We start from the raw sequence: 6,884 nt of genomic DNA, 5'->3' as shown, positions 1-6,884 counted from the left end.
CGCCGCCGGTGAACGCGAGGCCAGCGGCGGTCAGGGCGGTCTTACGGATCAGATCGGTACGCATGATGGCGTGCTCCTCTGCATTGGGGGATCCGCGACTGCATTGGGGGATCCGCGACGGCAACGGGGGTGGCCGTGCGGGAAGCTTTTCCTGGGCCCGGCGCCCTTGGTCGGGCCGGCGTCGGGACGGGGTGTAACGGTGCCCGGCCGGGGTGCATTCCCTCGGGCGTCTCAGCCGGTGCCGGGGTGTAACCGGGGTGGCCGGGTGGGTGTTCCCGGCGGCGGCTCCGCGCCATGACCTGCGAGTCGCGGTGGCGTGCCAGGTATAACGACCCCGGGGCGGCCCGGATTCCGCGGCCCGGGTGGCCCCGACCACCCGACGACGACCACCAAACCAGACAAACACCCCACCCTGGCAGACCAACGCGGCAATCCACCGGGGTGATCGACTCGGGTTCCAGGAAATCGCGGTATCCCCGCGCGAGGGATGCCCCGACATCAAGGAACCCGAGTCGATCACGTCAACCGTCCCGCCCGGACCCACTCCGGCACGGATGTGTCGCCGGCGCATCGCGGTGATCGACTCGGGTTCCAGGAAGTCGCGCTATCCCGGCGCGCGGTATCCCCCGACATCAAGAAACCCGCGTCGATCACGCCGAACGTCCCGGTCAGTCCAGCTCCCGTCCGGATGTGTTGCCGGCGATCGTTCCGGCCGGCCCCGCTCCGCCCCGGATGCGTAGCCGGCGCATCACCGTGATCAACTCGGGTTCCAGGAAGTCGGGGTGTCCCGGCGTGCGGGATACCGCGACATCACGGAAAGCAGAATCGATCACCGTTGAGAGGTAGGCGGGGAAAGGTAGGCCTGGTTCAGGGGCTGGGCGTCGGCTCCGTGCCCTCGCCGGCCTTTGTGCCCTGGTCGAGGCTGGCCAGGATCGCCTCGGCGGTACGCCGACCCACTCCGGGCACCTCGGTGATCTCGTCGACGGTCGCGGCGGAGAGCCGCTTGAGCGAGCCGAAGTGCCGCAGCAGCGCCTTGCGGCGGACCTCCCCGAGGCCGGGGACGTGGTCCAACGCCGACTCGGTCATCCGCTTCGAGCGACGTTGCCGGTGGAAGGTGATGGCGAACCGGTGCGCCTCGTCGCGCACCCGTTGCAGCAGGTAGAGACCTTCCGAGGTGCGCGGCAGGATGACCGGGAACTCGTCGTCCGGGAGCCACACCTCCTCCAGCCGTTTGGCCAACCCGCACAGCGCCACGTCGTCGATGCCCAGCTCGGCGAGGGCCTGGGCGCGGCCGCGACCTGTGGGGCGCGCCGTCGACGACCACCAACTGCGGCGGGTACGCGAATTTCCGCGGTCGGCCAGTAGTCGGGTCGATCAGGACACCCACCTGCGGCTCGCCCACGTCTTCCGGGGCGGTCGGGTCGTCGGCCGACTCCACCCCCACCTCGCCGGTCTCGGCCCGGGCGTCCAGGTAGCGGGCGAAGCGGCGGCGCAGCACCTCGGACATCGCGGAGAGGTCGTCGGTGGCGCCCCGGACGATGAACCGCCGGTACTCGCTCTTGCGGGGCAGCCCGTCCTCGAAGACCACCATGCTGGCGACCACGTCGGTGCCCTGGATCTGGGAGATGTCGAAGCACTCGATGCGCAGCGGTGAGGTGCGCATGCCCAGCGCCTCGCTGATCTCGTCGAGTGCCTTTCCCCGGGTGGTCAGGTCACCGGAGCGCTTGAGCTTGTGCCGGGCCAGGGCGTCCTTGGCGTTGCGCTCCACCGTCTCCATCAGGGAACGTTTGTCGCCGCGCTGGGGCACCCGCAGCGACACCCGGCTGCCCCGGTGGTTGGAGAGCCATTCGGCCAGCGCGTCGGCGTCCGCGGGCAACTCGGGGACCAGCAGTTCGCGGGGGACGTCACCTTCGCCGTGCTCGCCGCCGTACACCTGCGTGCAGAAGTGGTGCACCAGGTCGCCGGTGGTCAGGTCCTCGGTCTTCTCCACCACCCAGCCGCGCTGGCCACGCACCCGGCCGTCGCGGACGTGGAAGACCTGCACGGCCGCTTCGAGCGGGTCGTCGGCGAACGCGACCACGTCGGCGTCGGTGCCGTCGCCGAGCACCACGGTCTGCTTCTCCAAGGCCCGGCGCAGCGCGGCCACGTCGTCGCGCAACCGGGCGGCCCGCTCGAACTCCAGTTGCTCGCTCGCCTCGGTCATCTCGCGTTCGAGCTTGCGGACCATGGTGTCGGTCTTTCCGGCCATGAAGTCGCAGAACCCGTCGACGATGGCCCGGTGCTCGTCGGCGGAGACGGTGCCGACGCAGGGCGCCGAGCACTTGCCGATGTAGCCGAGCAGGCAGGGACGACCGACCTGGCCGGCCCGCTTGAACACGCCGGCCGAGCACGTCCGGGCGGGGAACACCCGCAGCAGCAGGTCGAGGGTCTCCCGGATGGCCCAGGCGTGCGAGTACGGGCCGAAGTAGCGCACCCCCTTGCGCTTCGCGCCGCGCATCACCTGCAACCGGGGGTACTCCTCGTTGAGGGTGACGGCCAGGTACGGATACGACTTGTCGTCGCGGTAGCGGACGTTGAACCGGGGGTCGTACTGCTTGATCCAGGTGAACTCGTGCTGGAGCGCCTCGACCTCGGTGCCGACGATGATCCAGTCGACCGACTCGGCGGTGGTGACCATCTGCCGGGTGCGCTCGTGCAGGTTCCAGATGTCGCCGAAGTAGGAGTTGAGCCGGCTGCGCAGGTTCTTCGCCTTGCCGACGTAGATCACCCGGCCGGTGCCGTCGCGAAAGCGGTAGACCCCCGGTGACTCCGGGATGGTGCCGGGCGCGGGACGGTAGGTCGAGGGGTCAGCCACGCGAACAAGCCTAGTCCGCGGCACCGACACGCCACGCCGGCCGCTAGATCAACTCGGTATACCGAAAGTCGGGGCATCGGCCGGTGCCGGATACCCCGACTTCCTGAAACGCGAGTCGATCAAGCTGCCGGGCTGCCCGCAGGACCGGGCCGGCGGTCAGGCCAGCGAGATCTGGTCGCCGGTGACCTTGATGTCCCGGGGCGGCAGCGGCTTGGTGGCCGGGCCGGCCTTCACCGAACCGTCCTCGATCGAGAACTTGCTGCCGTGGCAGGTGCAGTTGATGGTGCCGCCGTCGACGTTCGTCACCGGGCAGTTCTGGTGGGTGCAGATCGGGCTGAAGCCCTTGAACTGGCCGGCGGTGGGCTGGGTGATGACCACGCCGTCGGTGGCGAGGACCTTGCCGCCACCGACCGGGATGTCGGCGGTGGTGGCCAGCGACTGGGCGCCCTGCCGGTCGCCGCCACCGGCGTCGCCGGTGCTGGGCACGGCCGGGCCGCCACTGGTGGGGGCGTCGCTGCCGTTGCCACCGTCGTCACTGCCGCAGGCCGCCAGGACGACGGCCGCGCCGACCGCCCCGACACCGGTGAGCAGGGTACGACGGCTCTGCCCACCCGGACCGGTCAGCGCCTGATCGTCACTCATGCCTCGCCTCTCTCTAGCCCGCTGCGCCGGTCAACAGCCGGTCACACTTCTCCACACGGGCAACTGTGCCTGATGGTTCACCGCGACATCCATCCGACCCGTGAAAAGGGACGGGGCGGGCCACCACCGGCCCGGCCGTGTCTCGGTGGACACGGCCGAAGCCGATCGGACCCGCCCCGGAGGGATCGAGGTCAGCGCGCGCCGGCCGCCACCTTGCGGCTGGCCCGCGCCTTGGTCGCGCCGTTGGCCTTGGTCGCGCCGTTGGCCTTGGCGGCCCGGGTGGTGGCGGCTGCCGCGCCCTTGGCCTTGCCGTCGAGCTTGAGCACCTGGCGCAGGAACTCGCCGGTGTGGCTCTCCGCCACCTCCGCGACCTCCTCGGGGGTGCCGGTGGCGAGCACGGTGCCGCCCCGGTGGCCGCCCTCCGGGCCCATGTCGATAAGCCAGTCCGCCGTCTTGATCACGTCGAGGTTGTGCTCGATGGTGATCACCGTGTTGCCCTTGTCGACCAGCCCTTCCAGCACCATCAGCAGCTTGCGGATGTCCTCGAAGTGCAGCCCGGTGGTCGGCTCGTCGAGCACGTAGACCGTCCGCCCGGTGGAGCGCTTTTGTAGCTCGGACGCGAGCTTGACCCGCTGCGCCTCACCGCCGGAGAGGGTCGGTGCCGGCTGGCCGAGGCGTACGTAGCCCAGGCCCACGTCGACAAGCGTCTTGAGGTGCCGGTGGATGGCGGGGATGGCGGAGAAAAACTCCGCCGCCTCCTCGATGGGCATCTCCAGCACCTCCGAGACGGTCTTGCCCTTGTAGTGCACCTCCAGGGTCTCCCGGTTGTACCGGGCACCCTTGCAGACCTCGCACGGAACGTACACGTCGGGCAGGAAGTTCATCTCGATCTTGATGGTGCCGTCACCGGAACACGCCTCGCAGCGCCCGCCCTTGACGTTGAACGAGAAACGCCCCGGACCGTAGCCGCGAACCTTCGCCTCGGTGGTCTCGGCGAAGAGCTTGCGGACGTGGTCCCAGACTCCGGTGTAGGTGGCCGGGTTGGAGCGTGGCGTCCGACCGATCGGCGACTGGTCCACGCCGACGACCTTGTCCACGTGCTCCAGACCGGAGACCCGGGTGTGCCGGCCGGGCACCAGCCGGGCGCCGTTGATCTGATTGGCCAGCACCGCGTAGAGGATGTCGTTTACCAGCGTCGACTTGCCCGAGCCACTGACCCCGGTGACCGCGATCAGCTGACCCAGCGGGAACGGGACGGTCAGGTTACGCAGGTTGTGCTCCCGCGCGCCGTGCACCACCAACTCCCGGCCCGGGTCCTGCGGGCGGCGCGTCGCCGGCGTCGGGATCGACCGCCGCCCGGACAGGTACGCCCCGGTTATCGACTCCTTGTTCTTCAGCAGCGCCGGCACCGACCCGCTGTGCACGATCTTGCCGCCGTGCTCACCCGCGCCGGGCCCGATGTCGACGATCCAGTCGGCGGTGCGGATGGTGTCCTCGTCGTGCTCCACCACGATCAGCGTGTTGCCCAGCCCGCGCAGCCGGATCAAGGTCTCGATCAGCCGGTGGTTGTCACGCTGGTGCAGCCCGATCGACGGCTCGTCGAGCACGTAGAGCACGCCCACCAGACCGGAGCCGATCTGGGTGGCCAGCCGGATCCGCTGCGCCTCGCCGCCGGACAGCGTGCCGGCCGGACGGTCCAGGGAGAGGTAGTCCAGCCCCACGTCGAGCAGGAACCGCAGCCGGGCGTTGATCTCCTTGAGCACCCGCTCGGCGATGAGCTTCTGCCGGTCGGTCAGCTCGATGCCGGACAGTAGATCGGCGCACTCCCCCACGGACAGGTTGCAGACCTCGGCGATGCTCTTGCCGGCCAGCGTGACCGCGAGCACCTCGGGCTTGAGCCGGGCACCCCCGCACGCCGCGCACGGCACGTCGCGCATGTAGCCCTCGTACTTGTCCCGGGACCACTCGGACTCGGTGTCGGAGTGCCGGCGCTCGATCCACTGCACCACGCCCTCGAAGCCGGTGTAGTAGGAGCGCTCGCGGCCGTACTTGTTGCGGTAGCGCACGTGCACCTGGTCGTCGGAGCCGTGCAGGATCGTCTTCTGGGCCCGCGCGGGCAGCGCCCGCCACGGGGTGTCGACGTCGAAGTGCTGGGCCTCGCCGAGCGCCTCCAGCAGGCGCAGGAAGTATTCCAGGTTGTGCCCGGTGGACCAGGGCTGGATCGCGCCCTCGCGCAGGCTGCGCTCCGGGTCCGGCACCAGCAGCTCCGGGTCGACCTCCTTCTTGGTGCCCAGACCCGTGCACTCGGGGCACGCGCCGTAGGGCGCGTTGAAGGAGAAGACCCGGGGCTCCAGATCCTCGATCGCGAGGGGGTGGTCGTTGGGGCAGGCCAGGTGCTCGGAGTAGCGGCGCTCCCGGTCCGGGTCGTCCTCGGGCAGGTCGACGAAGTCGAGCAGCACCAGCCCGCTGGACAGGCCCAGGGCGGCCTCGACCGAGTCGGTGAGCCGCTGCTTGGCGCTCGGTTTGACGGTGAGCCGGTCGATCACCACCTCGATGGTGTGCTTCTCCTGCTTCTTGAGCTTGGGTGGCTCGGTCAGCGGGTGCACCACGCCGTCGACCCGGGCCCGGGCGTAGCCCTTGGCCTGCAACTCGGCGAAGAGGTCGACGTACTCGCCCTTGCGGCCCCGGATGACCGGGGCGAGCACCATGAACTTGGTGCCCTCGGCCATCGCGAGGACCCGGTCGACGATCTGCTGGGGGCTCTGCCGGGAGATCCGCTCGCCGCAGACCGGGCAGTGCGGCTCGCCGATGCGGGCGAAGAGCAGTCGCAGGTAGTCGTAGACCTCGGTGATGGTGCCGACGGTCGAGCGCGGGTTACGCGAGGTGGACTTCTGGTCGATCGAGACGGCCGGGCTCAGGCCCTCGATGAAGTCGACGTCGGGCTTGTCCATCTGGCCGAGGAACTGCCGGGCGTACGACGAGAGCGACTCGACGTAGCGGCGCTGCCCCTCGGCGAAGATCGTGTCGAAGGCCAGGCTCGACTTGCCCGACCCGGAGAGCCCGGTGAACACGATGAGTGCGTCCCGGGGCAGGTCGAGACTGACGTCACGCAGGTTGTGCTCGCGCGCGCCACGGATAAGCAGTCGGTCGGCCACGGTGCGGGTACTCCCGGGAGAAGACGAAGCGAAGAATCTGTCCCGCTCTGGGCGGTCTTGAGCGGTCGTGCGGGCGCGGAAAACACGCCTCGGCAACTCTAGCCCCGAGGTATGACAGTTTCCCCCGCCCGCACATTCCCCCAGCTCAGCCCGGTCGGCCGCCGCCCGCCAGCGCCCATGCGCCGACGGCCCCGCCCGCCCGGTCACGGATCCCGCCCGCCCGGGCACCGGCC

General features: G+C 70.0%; 3 protein-coding genes and 1 pseudogene. All 4 read right to left on the bottom strand.

Annotated features, from left to right (window positions below; all coding sequences use genetic code 11):
- Positions 1-668: 668 nt before the first annotated feature.
- The 4 genes and pseudogenes from JM949_RS32050 to uvrA all read right to left on the bottom strand — a co-directional run bounded on the left by JM949_RS32050 (position 669) and on the right by uvrA (position 6,651).
- Complete coding sequence (locus JM949_RS32050) at positions 669-833, bottom strand: hypothetical protein (RefSeq protein ID WP_203151833.1); 165 nt, start codon at positions 831-833, stop codon at positions 669-671.
- A gap of 34 nt (positions 834-867) precedes the next feature.
- A pseudogene (uvrC, locus tag JM949_RS32045) lies at positions 868-2,854 on the bottom strand (excinuclease ABC subunit UvrC).
- Positions 2,855-3,010: 156 nt separating this feature from the next.
- Positions 3,011-3,496: a Rieske (2Fe-2S) protein gene (locus tag JM949_RS32040; RefSeq protein WP_203151832.1), complete on the bottom strand. Its 486-nt coding sequence runs from the start codon at positions 3,494-3,496 to the stop codon at positions 3,011-3,013.
- A 191-nt stretch (positions 3,497-3,687) separates the two neighbouring features.
- Positions 3,688-6,651: an excinuclease ABC subunit UvrA gene (uvrA, locus tag JM949_RS32035; protein WP_203151831.1), complete on the bottom strand. Its 2,964-nt coding sequence runs from the start codon at positions 6,649-6,651 to the stop codon at positions 3,688-3,690.
- Positions 6,652-6,884 lie beyond the last annotated feature (233 nt).

Origin of the sequence: Micromonospora tarensis (assembly GCF_016803395.1) — a bacterium.
In the GTDB taxonomy this organism is placed as follows: Bacteria; Actinomycetota; Actinomycetes; order Mycobacteriales; family Micromonosporaceae; genus Micromonospora; species Micromonospora tarensis.
The sequence above is the reverse complement of the archived record's forward strand: the minus strand, read 5'-3'. Positions and strand labels throughout refer to the sequence as shown.